The sequence below is a fragment of the Paenarthrobacter sp. NPDC091669 genome, from assembly GCF_044756725.1.
Taxonomy (GTDB): domain Bacteria; phylum Actinomycetota; class Actinomycetes; order Actinomycetales; family Micrococcaceae; genus Arthrobacter; species Arthrobacter bambusae_C.
The window spans coordinates 468,727-482,254 of the sequence record NZ_JBIVTK010000001.1; the positions used below are offsets into that span (position 1 = coordinate 468,727).

The 13,528-nt window shown below is 64.2% G+C and carries 14 protein-coding genes; 7 read left to right on the forward strand and 7 right to left on the reverse strand.

All coding sequences use genetic code 11. The features are described 5' to 3' along the window. Positions 1-3: 3 nt before the first annotated feature. Together ACIQLI_RS02275 and ACIQLI_RS02280 are read right to left on the reverse strand one after the other, a co-directional pair. Positions 4-264, reverse strand: a complete 261-nt coding sequence (locus tag ACIQLI_RS02275) for a hypothetical protein (protein ID WP_354231922.1) — start codon at positions 262-264, stop codon at positions 4-6. A 51-nt stretch (positions 265-315) separates the two neighbouring features. Further along, a complete protein-coding gene (locus ACIQLI_RS02280) occupies positions 316-549 on the reverse strand; it encodes a hypothetical protein (RefSeq protein ID WP_400384571.1) in 234 nt (77 codons plus the stop codon). A 183-nt stretch (positions 550-732) separates the two neighbouring features. Between ACIQLI_RS02280 and ACIQLI_RS02285 the strand changes: the two genes are divergently transcribed. After that, positions 733-1,671, forward strand: a complete 939-nt coding sequence (locus tag ACIQLI_RS02285; protein WP_400384573.1) for a putative protein N(5)-glutamine methyltransferase — start codon at positions 733-735, stop codon at positions 1,669-1,671. A 229-nt stretch (positions 1,672-1,900) separates the two neighbouring features. Next, on the forward strand, positions 1,901-3,535 hold the full coding sequence (locus tag ACIQLI_RS02290; RefSeq protein ID WP_400384575.1) for an MFS transporter: 1,635 nt from the start codon (positions 1,901-1,903) through the stop codon (positions 3,533-3,535). A 169-nt stretch (positions 3,536-3,704) separates the two neighbouring features. Here ACIQLI_RS02290 and ACIQLI_RS02295 read toward each other — a convergent pair whose 3' ends face one another. After that, complete coding sequence (locus ACIQLI_RS02295; RefSeq protein ID WP_400384577.1) at positions 3,705-5,120, reverse strand: PLP-dependent aminotransferase family protein; 1,416 nt, start codon at positions 5,118-5,120, stop codon at positions 3,705-3,707. Between ACIQLI_RS02295 and ACIQLI_RS02300 the strand changes: the two genes are divergently transcribed. From ACIQLI_RS02300 to ACIQLI_RS02310, 3 genes are read left to right on the forward strand one after another with little or no spacing between them, the layout of a single operon-like run. Further along, on the forward strand, positions 5,119-6,039 hold the full coding sequence (locus ACIQLI_RS02300; RefSeq protein WP_400384579.1) for a DMT family transporter: 921 nt from the start codon (positions 5,119-5,121) through the stop codon (positions 6,037-6,039). The genes ACIQLI_RS02295 and ACIQLI_RS02300 overlap by 2 nt on opposite strands. 6 nt (positions 6,040-6,045) lie before the next feature. Next, entirely contained in the window at positions 6,046-6,669 is a 624-nt protein-coding gene (locus ACIQLI_RS02305) for an FMN-binding negative transcriptional regulator (RefSeq protein WP_400384581.1), read from the forward strand. Positions 6,670-6,678: 9 nt separating this feature from the next. Continuing rightward, the gene (locus ACIQLI_RS02310; RefSeq protein ID WP_400384583.1) at positions 6,679-7,098 is read left to right on the forward strand and encodes a VOC family protein; all 420 of its coding nucleotides are present in this window, start codon (positions 6,679-6,681) and stop codon (positions 7,096-7,098) included. A gap of 11 nt (positions 7,099-7,109) precedes the next feature. Here the strand turns inward: ACIQLI_RS02310 and ACIQLI_RS02315 are convergent, their stop codons facing one another. Together ACIQLI_RS02315 and ACIQLI_RS02320 are read right to left on the reverse strand one after the other, a co-directional pair. Then, entirely contained in the window at positions 7,110-7,625 is a 516-nt protein-coding gene (locus ACIQLI_RS02315; protein WP_400384585.1) for a GNAT family N-acetyltransferase, read from the reverse strand. Next, a complete protein-coding gene (locus tag ACIQLI_RS02320) occupies positions 7,622-8,092 on the reverse strand; it encodes an SRPBCC family protein (RefSeq protein ID WP_207595884.1) in 471 nt (156 codons plus the stop codon). Before ACIQLI_RS02320 ends, ACIQLI_RS02315 begins: the two co-directional genes overlap by 4 nt. Before the next feature lie 133 nt (positions 8,093-8,225). Between ACIQLI_RS02320 and ACIQLI_RS02325 the strand changes: the two genes are divergently transcribed. After that, the gene (locus tag ACIQLI_RS02325; RefSeq protein WP_400384587.1) at positions 8,226-9,299 is read left to right on the forward strand and encodes an FUSC family protein; all 1,074 of its coding nucleotides are present in this window, start codon (positions 8,226-8,228) and stop codon (positions 9,297-9,299) included. 74 nt (positions 9,300-9,373) lie between these two features. Here the strand turns inward: ACIQLI_RS02325 and ACIQLI_RS02330 are convergent, their stop codons facing one another. After that, on the reverse strand, positions 9,374-11,140 hold the full coding sequence (locus tag ACIQLI_RS02330; RefSeq protein ID WP_400384589.1) for a sigma-70 family RNA polymerase sigma factor: 1,767 nt from the start codon (positions 11,138-11,140) through the stop codon (positions 9,374-9,376). A 129-nt stretch (positions 11,141-11,269) separates the two neighbouring features. Continuing rightward, the gene (locus tag ACIQLI_RS02335) at positions 11,270-12,049 is read right to left on the reverse strand and encodes an SDR family oxidoreductase (protein WP_089593303.1); all 780 of its coding nucleotides are present in this window, start codon (positions 12,047-12,049) and stop codon (positions 11,270-11,272) included. 58 nt (positions 12,050-12,107) lie between these two features. Here ACIQLI_RS02335 and ACIQLI_RS02340 point away from each other — a divergent pair, with 58 nt between their 5' ends. Then, entirely contained in the window at positions 12,108-13,433 is a 1,326-nt protein-coding gene (locus ACIQLI_RS02340; protein WP_400384591.1) for a BNR-4 repeat-containing protein, read from the forward strand. Positions 13,434-13,528: the final 95 nt, after the last annotated feature.

The window sequence follows — 13,528 nt, forward strand, 5'->3', positions numbered from 1 at the left end:
ACCCTAGGAGGAGTGCGGCATCTGCGGGCGGCTGGTCCTGTGGATCGCCGTCACAGCTGCGCCCTGGCCCATGCGGCCGTGGGCTTGGTCGCGCTCTTTCGGGTGGCGACGTTTACCGTTCCCGTCAGGCCACTGCCTGCTCTGGTCCGCGCCCAGTGCAACGGCGATGGTGGTCGGCTCGGGCATCGGTGCCATGTCCATGGACTCCACCAAGTGGCTTGCAACCTCAGGATTGATGCGTTCGGAATCGTGATTCGCAGTCATGGTTCTTCCTTTCCAGTGTGCCTGTTTTCCAGTTGTGCCTGTCCGCAGGTTTTACCAGCGGACCTTCTTCTCGGTCTTGGCCTGCTTGCCGCTGGCGGAGGTGGGCTTGTGCCCCTTGCCGGTGCTCTGCCAGCCGGCCGGTGCACCGCCCCCGGATTTGCTGGCCAACATGGCCTTTTGGGCGTCGGTCAGCTTGGACTTGATGCCGCCGGACGCTGGAGACTTGGCTGAGCTCTCCGGTGACGGGGTCCCGGGGGTGTTGTTTTCTGAAGGGTTGGCAGTCATTCGTGGACTCCTTAAGTCTGAGTCCTGAAGAGACACGTATCCCATGTCGTTGCGGTTCGGGAAAAAACGTCGAGAACGGGAACGGCATGGAGGCAGGGCCTCAACAGGCGTGGATTTTTGTCAGGTGAAACTCGGCTGTGCCGTAACGGGCAGAGGCCGGTCTACTCAAAAATCAGTGTTCCCATGCTTCATACCCTAACCAAGTCGCGGCAGATTTGTGAACCCCTCACCTGCAGCTGCTTCCAATCCGACGTCCAATTCACCTTTCCGACGACCCACCAGTCTTCCTCGGCTAGCATGGCAAACGTGACCCGGAGAGCATCCATCGCCACCACACTGCGTGAAGCGGGCTGCGTTTTCGCGGAGGACGAGGCCCGCCTCCTCCTGGACGCCGCCAACCACCGGGACGAGCTCAACCGCATGGTGGAACAGAGGGTCGGTGGACAGCCCCTTGAGCACATTGTGGGCTGGACTGAGTTTTGCGGGACGCGCATGTCCGTGGGACCCGGCGTGTTCGTACCGCGGCGTCGAACGGAGTTCCTGGTGCACCAGGCGACCCTGATCGCCAAGCCAGGTGCCGTCGTCGTCGACCTCTGCTGCGGTTCCGGGGCAATAGGTGCGGCCGTGAGCGATGTTCTGGGGAACTGCGAGTTGCACGCGGCGGACATCGACCCCGCCGCCGTCCATTGTGCACGACGCAACGTTGAGCCCCGTGGCGGAAGGGTCCACCAGGGCGATCTCTTTGGAGCACTCCCCCGCCAACTCCTGGGGCGCGTGGACGTACTGCTCGCGAATGCGCCGTATGTTCCCACGGACTCCATCGGCATGATGCCGCCGGAGGCGCGGCTTCATGAACCACTGGTAGCGCTCGACGGCGGCGCTGACGGTTTGGCGGTCCAGCGCCGGGTTGCGCAGGGGGCGGCCGAGTGGCTGGCGCCGGGTGGATCGCTGCTGGTGGAAACGTCGGAAACGCAGGCGTCCGGGACGGCGGGGATCATGGCCAGGGCCGGCCTGCTCCCCCGGGTGGTTTCGGACGACGATCTCGACGCTACCCTGGTCCTCGGGTCGCCGGATGCATCAGCTTTTGGGCCCGAATCAGCCCCATTACGTGGGCTCAGCTAAACAATTTGGTAACAACGTGCTCCGGAGGGCAAAAACGGGCCCGGATCCGCATGATGACGGGGCAAGAGCGGGTAATGAGATGCAACACAGCTAGGCAATTTGCACCCTCAGATGGCCCAAAAATCGGATCTCAACTCGGGTTTTCAGCCCAAAACCCGTAAAATTGAAACCCTGCCCAGAGCGGGGCAGCAGAAGTCGCAAGCAAATGACCTCCCTAGGAGAAGCCCAAATGCCCACAGACCAAAGCAACACCGTCTCTCCGGATGGCGCAAGGAACGCCACCGGGACCCAGGTATTGGCAGGCCCAACCCCGGCCGCCACAAATGCAACAGATGCAGTAAAGAACGCAACGAAGAAAACGAAGCTTCGCCCGAAGCGCCGGCTCAAAGAGTCCGACGTCAACGTGGTGAACAAGCCGATGCTGCGCAAAGCACTCGGCGGCACGATCGTCGGCAACACCATGGAATGGTACGACGTCGGCGTGTTCGGCTACCTCATCACCACCATGGGCCCTGTCTTCCTGCCGGAAGCAGACAAGTCCGTCCAAACACTCTTCCTTCTGGGCACCTTCGCCGCAACCTTCATCGCCCGCCCCCTTGGCGGCGTGGTGTTCGGTTGGCTGGGCGACAAGGTTGGCCGCCAGAAGGTGCTCGCAGCAACACTGATGCTGATGGCGGCCAGTACGTTCGCCGTCGGCCTCCTTCCCGGCTACGCGCAGATCGGCATCTGGGCCGCCGCGTTGCTGGTCATCCTGAAGCTCATCCAGGGCTTCTCCACCGGTGGCGAGTACGCCGGTGCCACCACCTTTGTCAGCGAGTACGCCCCGGACAAGCGCCGCGGCTACTTTGCCAGCTTCCTTGATATGGGCAGCTACATTGGCTTCGCCCTCGGCGCCGCCCTGGTTTCGGTCCTGCAGCTCACGCTGGGACAGGCTGCCATGGAGGAGTGGGGCTGGAGGATCCCGTTCCTGATCGCAGGTCCGCTGGGCCTCATCGCGGTGTACTTCCGTAGCAAGATCGAGGAATCCCCCCAGTTCCAGGCCACCCTGGACGCCCAGGAGGCCTCTGCCAAGGATGCAGCGTCACAGGACGCTGCAGTCGCCAAGGGACCCATCGGAATCGTCAAGGCCTACTGGCGCCAGATCGTGCTGGCCATGATTCTGGCGGCAGCTGCCAATACTGTTGGCTACGCACTGACCTCCTACATGCCCACGTACCTCACGGATTCCAAGGGCTACGACCCCGTCCACGGCACCCTGCTGACCATCCCGGTCCTGGTGATCATGGCTGTTTGCATTCCCCTGACCGGTAAGCTCTCCGACCGCATCGGACGCCGTCCGGTGCTGTGGGTAGGCGCAGGCAGCACCATCGTCTTCTCGGTACCTGCGTTCATGCTGATCGGCATTGGCGAGATCTGGTCCACGCTGGCCGGCCTTGCCTTGATCGCTTTCCCTGTGACGTTCTACATCGCCAACCTGGCTTCGGCCCTGCCGGCACTGTTCCCGACGTCCAGCCGCTATGGCGGAATGGGCATCGCGTACAACTTCTCGGTGGCGATCTTCGGCGGAACCACGCCGTTCATCGTCCAGGGCCTGATCGAGGGCACCGGCGATGACATGATGCCGGCGTACTACCTGATGGCCACGTCCATCGTGGGTGCGATCGCCATCTACTTCCTGCGTGAATCCGCCCAGCGTCCCTTGCCGGGCTCCATGCCCAGCGTGGACACCCAGGCTGAAGCACGTGAGCTCGTAGCAACACAGGACACCAACCCGCTCATCAACCTGGACGAGATGCCGTTCGACGGCCAGCCCATTGATGACGCCGTGTTCGGCAAAGGCAACAAGGACCTGACCCCCGCTTAGGTACTCTTTGCCTGCAACTTCTGCACAGCGACGCTTATGACAAGCGATTCAGATAGTTCGCGGCAGCTTGCCGCCCACCGTAGCCACCATCCCCAAGGCGCTCTCCTTGAGGTTGGTGGCTGCGGCTGTTAACAGGGTTACCAAGAAGCGTTCGACGCCGCCGCCCGCCTCAGGCCCTCAGCAAGCCTTTGACCGCCTCACCCATGATCCGGGCACCTTCCGGGAATGCGCCCGGGTTGGGCCCGGCGTAGTTGAGCCGGACGTACGGTCCCTCGGGTTCTGCCGGGAACCACTCCGTGCCTGCTGCGATGAGCACCCCGGCCGCCTCGCAGTCCTTGGTGAGTTGCTCGACGTCGAACCCGTCCGGCATGCGCAACCACAGATTCAGGCCGCCTTTGGGCAGATGGCTGAGGTGCGCCTGCGGAACGTGCTCCCTGAGGCTGGTGACCAGGAGGTCCCGGCGGGACTGCAGCTGATGGCCGAGGCCGCGAAGGTGCGTCTGCCACCCGGGCTGCGTGACGACGTCGAGCGCTGCCGCCTGAAGCAGGCCGCTGACGTACATGGACTCGGCAGCCTGCGCGCCCATGATGCGTTCGCGCGCGGGGCCCCGGGCGATGATCGCCGCAACGCGAACGGACGGCGAAACACTCTTGGTCAGTGACCGGATGTAAACAATGTGGCCGGAATCGTCCTTGGCTGCGAGCGGAACGGACGGGGCCGTGATGCCGAAGTCGTGCGCCCAGTCGTCCTCCACGAGAAAAGCTCCGTGGCGCTGGACGATCCGCAGGACCTCCTCCCCGCGCCCGGCCGACCATTGCGCTCCTGTGGGATTTGCGAAGTTGGGCTGCGCGTAGAACAACCGCGCACCCGATTCTTCAAACGCCCGATCCAGCTCTTCCGGATCGGGGCCTTCCGGGCCGCTGGGAACGGGAATGACGTTCACGCCGGCCTGACCGGCGGCCAGCAACGCACCCCAGTAGCTGGGCGATTCCACCAGCAGCGGCTGGCCGTGGCCCACCAGCCCGCGGAATATCGAGCTCAGTCCGCTCTGGCTGCCGGGAAGAATCACGACGTCGCTCGGCTGGGGCGGAGTGACGCCCACCGGCGTTGAGGTGCTGAGCTCCTGCGCGAACCAGGATTGCAGTTCCGGAAGGCCCTGCGCAGGAGGCCGGGAAAGGGCGGCGTCTCCCCTTGCGGCACGCGTCAGCGCCGCGCGGACCAGCCGTTCCGGGAGAAGTTCGCGGTCGGGGTAACCGGAGTGGAACGCAATGACGTCATTGGCAGCGCTCCGCATCGCGGCAGAATTCAGGGGGCGCGCAACCTGGGCTGAACGCAACGCGGCCGTTTGCCAGCCATAGTCGGAGGGCCGTGCGGTGCGGTAGGCCCGCACAAAGGTACCGACGCCGGGACGGCTTTCAATCAGCCCCTGCGCCGTGAGTGTCCGCAACGCTTTCTGAACAGTGACCGGGCTGGCTTGGTACTCGGCCACGAGTTGGCGCGTTGATGGCAGCTTGGCCCCCGGGGCTGCGCCTGCGATCCATTCTTTTACTCGCGAGACAATCCGGGAACTGCTATCGTTGTTCATGAGTCCTAATAGTAGCGCTACTACACTTTTGCGGCCAGTGGTATCCACCCGGACCTCGACCGGTATCTGGTGGGGCCTCCTCGGCGTCGTTGCTTTCTCCTTCACCGTTCCACTCACCCGGGTAGCTGTGGAGGGCATGTCGCCCCTCTTCATTGGAGCGGGCCGGGCCGTCGTTGCCGCCCTTCTTGCCGCACTCGCCTTGGCCCTCACCCGGCAGCGGTTTCCGCGCGGCACCCAGTGGATCCGCCTGGCGGTGGTGGCCGGCGGAATTGTGGCGGGGTTCCCCCTGCTGACGACCTTTGCGCTCACCAGTACTTCCGCAAGCCACGGAGCCATCGTCATTGCGCTGCTGCCTGCGGCCACGGCAACTGCTGCGGTGATCAGGGGACGTGAACGCCCCCGGCTGCTCTTCTGGATCCTCACGGCCGTGGGCGTTGTTGCCGCCCTGGTCTTTGCCTTGGTTCAATCCGGCGGCTTTGGCTCGCTGCACTGGGCCGACCTGCTTCTGCTCGGGGCCGTGATTGCGGCAGCCATTGGCTACGCGGAAGGTGGATTGCTGGCCCGGGAGCTCGGCTCCTGGCAAACCATCTCGTGGGCGCTGGTGGTGGCTGCCCCCGTCATGATCCTGCTGACGGTGGTTTCCCTCAGCTCCGGCATGCCGCAGGCGACGCCGCTTCAGTGGTTGTCCTTTGCCTATCTGGGCGTGGTCAGCATGTTCCTTGGCTTCTTCGCCTGGTACCGCGGCCTGGCCATCGGGCCCATGGCCCAGGTCAGCCAGATCCAACTCGTCCAACCCGTAATGAGCATCGCGTGGGCCGGCCTCCTCTTGGGCGAACCGATGACGTGGACCACCGTAGTGGGTGGCCTCGCGGTCATCGTCTGCGCCGGTGCCGCCGTCCGCGTCCGGCTCAGGAAGTAGGAACCCATGTACACGCCGGCACACTTTGCCCCCTCCCCCGAAGCCGTTGAATCGCTGCTCCAGCACACCGGGGCTGCCAACCTTGTCACCATGACCGGGGACGGCTTGCTCGCCACGCTGCTCCCCTTCGTCTACGAACCCTCGATCGGTGGGCACGGTGCCCTGCACGCGCATATGGCCCGCAACAACGCCCAGTGGTCTTCAGCTGCAACCGGCGAGGCCATCATGATCGTGCAGGGCAACGATGCCTACATCTCGCCGTCCTGGTACGCCTCCAAAGCCGAACACGGCCGGGTGGTGCCCACCTGGAACTACTCCACCGCCCATGTGTACGGCGAGCTGGTGATCCATGACGACGCCGACTGGTTGGGCCGGCACGTGCGGCGTCTGTCCAACCAGCATGAGGCCGGCATGCCCAAACCCTGGACCGTTGACGAAGCACCCGAGCGGTTCATTGCCGGGCAGCTGAAGGCGATTGTCGGCGTCGAACTCGTCATCACCCGGGTGGAAGCGAAGACGAAACTCAGCCAGAACCGTACTCCGGCTGATGTTGACGGAGTCATCGCGGGACTCCGGGCCCGTGGCGACTCGGCGAGCGCAGCCGATGTGGAACGGGCGCGTACCTCGTAGACTCGGCGCATGCGTGAGGTTGTTTCGGAATCCCCCAGGCCTAAAGGGTCCATCCATCATCTTGAGATCTGGGTGCCATTCCTTGAGCGGGCCAGGGAAGAGTGGGGCTGGTTGCTGGGCGAGCTCGGTTACGTGCCCTTCCAGGAGTGGCCCACAGGGTGCAGTTGGAAGCTTGGCGGCACCTACGTGGTGGTGGAGCAGACGGATGCTGCCACCGCCACAACCCACCGGCGCACTGATCCGGGGGTCAATCACGTGGCCTTCCACGCAGGCACCCGCGAGAATGTTGACCGGATCAGGGCGCTCGGCGCGGACGCGGGCTGGTATGAGATGTTCGAGTCCAAATACCCGCACGCCGGCGGCCCGGACCACTACGCTGCGTACCTTCTCAACACGGACAGCTACGAGGTGGAGCTGGTGGCGGACTGACTGTGTTTGGGCTACCTGGGCGGGACAGCCGGACGCCACATCGCTACCCGCGGCCAGCGCGTCAGGCCCAGCTCAGCCTCATGCTCCATCAGGCGGGTCAATTGCGGACCCCAGCTGCCGGCGTCGAGCACCTCGAAGCCAAGGCGGCGGTAGTACGGGGCGTTCCATGGCACATCCCGGAAGGTGCTCAGGGTTTGGCGCTGCATTCCATGGCCGCGGGTCCATACGCGGGCGGCATGCAGGAGCTCGCGGCCCAGGCCTTGGTGCGCGTAGTCCGGATGGACGCTGACCTGTTCCACATGCCCGGCCTCGTCAACGACATCCGCCAAGAGGTACGCCACCGGGTAGTCGAGCCCGTCAACGTAAACCCACGCACGGCCGGCCGCGGCGTAACCCTGCAGCTCATTGGTGGAGAGTGGCTCGTCGTCCGCGACTGAATCCATTCCCAACGCCCGGAACGCCTGGCCCGCGGCACGCTCGATGTCCTGCAGAATCAGGAGATCGTCCGCATGCGCGAGCCTGATCATTGCCGGGCGTCCAGTGCCGGGGGTGCCTGGGCCACCAGGAATTCGTTGCGCTTCTCGATCAGGTTTTGCATGTAGCGGCCCAGGACCAGCTTCTCCACCAAGCGGCCCAACGGTCCGAAGGGGGCAGCGAATTCGATGGTGTCCACCATGAGCGTCCCGCTGCCGTCCGGCCGAAACTCATGCGTGTGGCGGAGGTACTTGAAGGGGCCCTTCACCTGTTCATCCGAGAACGACGCCGGCGCCTCCATCTGCGTGATGCGGCTGGTCATGCGGAACCGGACTCCGAGGTGCCAGGCCTGCCAGGTGACGGTCTCACCTTCGGAGATCAAACCAGTGGTGACCCCGTCCACTGCCTTCTCGCGGCTCTTGGTCATCGACCCCACATGGGCGTCGATGTTGCGGGAGAGATCGAACAACTCCTGCGGCGGCATGGAGGAGCGGGTGCGACAGACGAAAGCGACGGGCATACCTTGATCTTCCCAGACCTTCCCGGCTCCGTGTGCCCCATCTCGCTACGGCTTGTGACCGGGCTTATGGCGGCACAGTTGGCCATCCTGATAATTTTCAAGGGAGTCCCTCGATGATTGGTGGTGTTCCCCCGTGCCCGCAATCATCGCCCATGCCCGTGAACTCCATCGGCTGGGCCCGGCCAACAACGATCGCCTCTCCGCCGTCCGTGTTGCCCTGAGCGTCGCAGTCCCGGGACTGTTCCTCATTCTCATCGGCCGCCCGGACCTCATGATGTACGCCGTGTTCGGTGCGCTGACAGGGATGTACGGACGCAACGAAACGCATCAGCTCAGGCTCAAGCACCAAGCCCAGGCCGCCCTGTTCCTGGTGGGTGGGCTGACCATCGGGGTGTTCCTTTCCGTCCACCACATCCACTCGTGGTGGCTGGTGCTGGTGGCCACCCTGTTCGCCGGAGCTGGATCCCTGTATGCGGATGCCGTCCGCCTCAAGCCCATCGGCCCGTTCTTTGGCATCCTCGCGCTGGGCGCCTGCGCTTCGGTGCCAACCAACGTCCCACTCACGACGGCGGTGCTCATCGGGGCTGCGTCCGCCGCCTTGTCGCTGCTGGTTGGCTTCGCCGGGTGGTTCCGGCACCGGGGGTGGGAGTCCGGCGCCGTCCGCGACGTTCCCGTTCTCCGCGGCCCCCTCCGGCAGGGACCATTGGTCCAGGCGGCCATGGTTCATGCTGTGCGCTATGCCCTCGCTGTCAGCGTGGCCGGGGCCATCGGAATCCTCAGCGGCAGCGGCCATCCGCACTGGGCCATGGCCGCCGCGGCCGTACCCCTCGCTGGCGCCGATCTCCCCAGCCGCGTCCACCGGGGCATCCACCGCATCGTGGGGACGTTCCTCGGGTTGGCGGTGGTCGCCGTCGTACTTTTCCCCAGCCCGCTGTCGCCGCTCCAGTACTTCCCGGGCCACACCGCCGTGGTGTTGGCCGTGCTGGTGGTCCTGTGCCAGTTCCCTACCGAGCTCTTCATGGCGCGGCACTACGGGTGGGCCATGGTGTTCTTCACTCCCGTGATCCTGCTGATCGCCCAACTCGCGGCCCCCGTGGATCCGGGCGTACTGGTGATGGAGCGTGCCATCGAGACTTTCGTGGGAGCGGTGGTGGGCATCGCGGTGGCGGTGCTGGTGCGGGCTCCACGGAGTCGCGTGCTGCAGTAGCTGTCAGTTCTGGACGACCAGGTTGAAGTGTCATCCTCACCCGGTCCCCCGCACTTGAATCCAGTCAATGTTCCCTAGAACGTGGTGGAGAAGGTTGCCGTTTCAATGCCAATGCCGCCGAACTCGTAATACATCGTGGTGGTCCCGGCGTCATCCACTTTGGAAACTCCCAGCGAGAATTCAAGCGCATCCGGATCCACAGCGGTGCTGGTGCAGTGGAACTGCCGGGTGGCTGCATCACCGGACGCACACGTCCAGCCTGCCGGTTCACTGAGTTTTCCGCGGATCATGTGGGCCTCTTCAGAAATCGTGAAAACCGCTTCTGCCGCGGAGGGCGCCGTGCCTTGAAGGGTGAAGGTGATAGTGACATTCACGTCGGAGGCCGTGGTCCCCGGTTCAGCACGGAACGTGGCTGTCACAGCGGGCGCCGGTGATGGCGTGGCCGTGAAAGTAGGGCTGGGCGTGGCCGTGAGGGTTTGCGTCGGAGTGGGGCTTGGCGTTGGGCTCGGGGTCGGGGTTGCGCTCGGAACCGGCACCAGTGCCGGGATGGTCGGCTGCCCCGTCGGTGCGAACGTCGGAAACAGTAGATTCTTCTGGGACGGCGAGGGTGCTGGAAACCCGCTGGGCGCTGGTTTCGTTGGCACGGGAAAGGGAAACACGGCAGGCTTCTCTACCGCTCCGTTCGAAGGCTCATTGGGGGCAGGAAGTTGGGGCTGATCCTGCTCCCCGGTTCCCGGGGCGGCTGGATCAGGATCGTAAGAAATTTGCCCTTGAGCGGTAGGCGATACCTCCGCCACTGGTACCTCAGCCGTGTTTGACCCTGCGCCACTCAACGCTACGGCTGCGCCCACCGACACTGCTGCCACGGCCATCACTCCAGCGCCCACCTTCAAGAAGAGGGCCATCTCCTTGTGCGGCAGGCCGTGCACCACGCCGGCGCCCACCCCTGCTCCGGCGCCCGTGGCCGCAAGCGCAGGGAAGACGGAGGTAAACGCAACTCCGGCTACCAACGGGAAGACCACAGCCCGCATGGCTGACTGCACATCGTTGAGGTCAAGCAGCAAGGCAGTGCACTTGGGACAGCCCTCAAGATGTGCCCGCACCCTGTCCTGGCTGCGCCGCCTCAGACCTTCGCGGGCGTAGGCACCCAACTGCGCCGAGTATTCTTCGCAGTCATCTCCAGCGGATGACGTGATGTGGTTCTGCAGGTACACCTGGCGCAGGCGTTCCCGCGCACGAAGCGCCAGGGCGGAAACCCCGTTGGGGTTCAAGCCGAGCAACGTCGAAGCAGCAGCCGGCTTCAACCCTTCGATGTCAACGTACCAAAGGACTTCCTGCCACCGTTCAGGAAGGGAGCGGAACGCCTGGGCAACGGCCTTGGATTCGAAGTGGGCCACTGCAGGATCATCATGGAACACCGCCGAATCCAGCACGAACGACTCAGCGGTAGGGCGGGTACGCGACGCCCCCCGATTAGCGTGATAGGCGAATCGCCGCACGGCAGTCAGCAGGTAAGCGCGGAAGAATGTGTCTGGCCCCTTCCCCGCGGTGATGCTTTGGTAAACGGAAGCGAAAGCGTCTGCCACGACGTCGTCAACGTCTGCAAAGTTATCCACCTGCGCCGCTGCTACCTTCCGTGCCGTCCCTTGGTGCCTCTCGAAGAGCACCTTGAACGCAGTCCTATCGCCTGCGCGAACCTGAAGGACCAAATCCATGTCGCTGTCAGCCACGGCAACAATTCCGTCACCGCCAAACCCTGTTCCGTGGCGCCCGTTGCTGTCCGCCGGTGCTGTTCCGCCCATGCCGCTACCCGTTTCGGACACGGCCTTGTTCGCGGGCAAACGAGGCTCCCGCGAGCCTCATTTTGCGGAGCCACGCTGCTGAAGCCCCAGTACAGCCGCCGCGCCCCGGTGCCGCACTCCAGCCTCAGCCTAAAGCCGAATGCCTACCAAGTGAACACTTTGGGAGGCTTACGGCTCCAGCGGCCGCCTGGGCGGTCCGGACGTAAGTTGCGCTGGAAGGACACGTGCGAAGAAGCTGACCACCTTGTACCTGCGCGTCGGAATGGAAACACCTTTGCCCTTGGCGTTGTCCGCCAGCCCTTCACGCACCACGCGCTCGGCAGTGAGCCACAGGAAACGGGGAGCCACGGACTTGTCCATGCCCATACGGTCGTGGAATTCGGTATGCGTGAAACCCGGGCATACGGCAGTGACCTGAACGCCGGACTTGGCGTAGGTGATGTTCGCCCACCGGCTGAATGTCACCTGCCACGCCTTGGCGGCCGAGTAAGTGCCCCTGTTGGCAAACGCCGCCACGCTGGCAACGTTGATGATCCGGCCCTTACCGCGGGCAAGCATGACTTCCAGCGCCGCATGGCACAATTCCATGGGCGTCTGGACGTGGAGCCGCAGATGGTGCTTTTCTTCGTCCAGGTCATTCCTTTCGAACGACTTCAACAGCCCGATGCCGGCGTTGTTGACCAGGACATCCACGGGCCGCGCAGCATCCCGCAAGCGGTCCGCCACAGCTGTTACCCCGACGTCGGTGGTCAGGTCAGCGGACAGGACCTCCGCCGAGATACTGAAGTCGCGTTCGAGCTCTTCGGCCGTTTCTTTCAGGCGCTGTTCGTCGCGGGCCACCAGGACCAGGTGGTGTCCGGCTTCAGCGAGCTGGCGGGCGAATTCCGCACCGAGCCCGGCGGTGGCCCCTGTCACCAGGGCAGTGAGTTCGTTGGCTCGAGTCGTCATGCGCCTAGACTAGTACCCACTCTGGAATTGAAACGATGCAAAGCCGCAAAGGATTCCCATGGCCAACCCCGCCCCATCGCAACAAGTGCCACTACCCCTCAACAACAACGGCGCTTGGTGCTGGTTCCAGGATGAGCGCGCACTGATCGACCCCGCCAACAACACCTTGTTGCTCGGATCCGTGGCCTCGCCGGAAGGGCCTGGTGGCGCAGAACGCGGCGGAAACATAGAAATTGCGGTCCTGGATCTTGGGACTGGCCAGAGCCGCGTCCACGTGCTCCACCACCGTTTGGAGTCCGATGACCACAATGCCCCGGCCCTCCTGATCCGGCCGGATGGTCGTTACGTGGCGATGTACGCCAGGCACAAAACGGACAACTACTCACGGTGGCGGATTTCGACACGTCCTCACGACGCCTCTGAATGGGAGCCGGAGCAGCAGTTCGATTGGACAGAACTCGCCGACGGCCGAGGCGCAACCTACTCCAACCTGCATCATCTGAGCGGGGAGGACCGGGTCTACAACTTTGTCCGTGCCATCAACGACGATCCCACGCTGATGATCTCCGACGACCACGGCAGCACCTGGACCTACGGCGGCAAGCTCTTCACCCGACCCAAGATCGGCTACGTTAACGGGTACACGCGCTATGTCGGGAATGGCACGGACCGGATCGACCTCATCACCACGGACCACCATCCGCGCGATTTCAACAACAGCATCTACCACGGCTATCTCCAGAACGACGCCCTCCACGACGCTGCTGGGAACGTGGTCAACAAGCCGGTCATCGGCTCGGCCGGCATCAACCAGTCAGCCCTCACCACGCTTTTCGAAGCCGGAACAACGCTCGACGGCGACGTCCTCACCCACGGTTGGACTACTGACGTGCGCCGGCAGGGCACGGAACTGGCAGCTATCGTCACCTGCCGGGCCAACGACGTCAACGGTCCGCTGCAGCGGGAGCAAATGCTCGACGTCGACGATCACCGCCTGCTGTACGCGCGCTTCGATGGCGTGCGCTGGGAGCTTCATGCGCTCGCCGTCGCCGGTCCTGGCCTCCTGCCGCACGAGCAGGACTACACCGGGCTGGGCGCCGTAGACCCCCATGACCTGAACCGCGTCTACATCTCCACACCTGTGGATCCGCGGACGGGTGCCACCACTGCGCATTACGAAATCTACCGGGGCGTCACGTCCGATTCCGGTGCCGGCTGGACATGGGAAGCCATCACGGAGGGATCCACCGGGGACAATCTCAGGCCCATGGTGGTCCCGGGCGATCCCTCCGTGCATGCACTGTGCTGGTTCCGGGGATCGATGACGTCCTCGCAGGCCTACCAAACAGAGGTCGTGGCGCTGGTTCCCTCGCCGAGGGGTTAGCTCTCGACTCTCTCAAAACCTGAAAGTGCCGAAAGCCAACCCCTCGAGGATGGTCCAGGGCCACTTCGCCAGCGGCGGCCTTTTGGGTGGCGTGG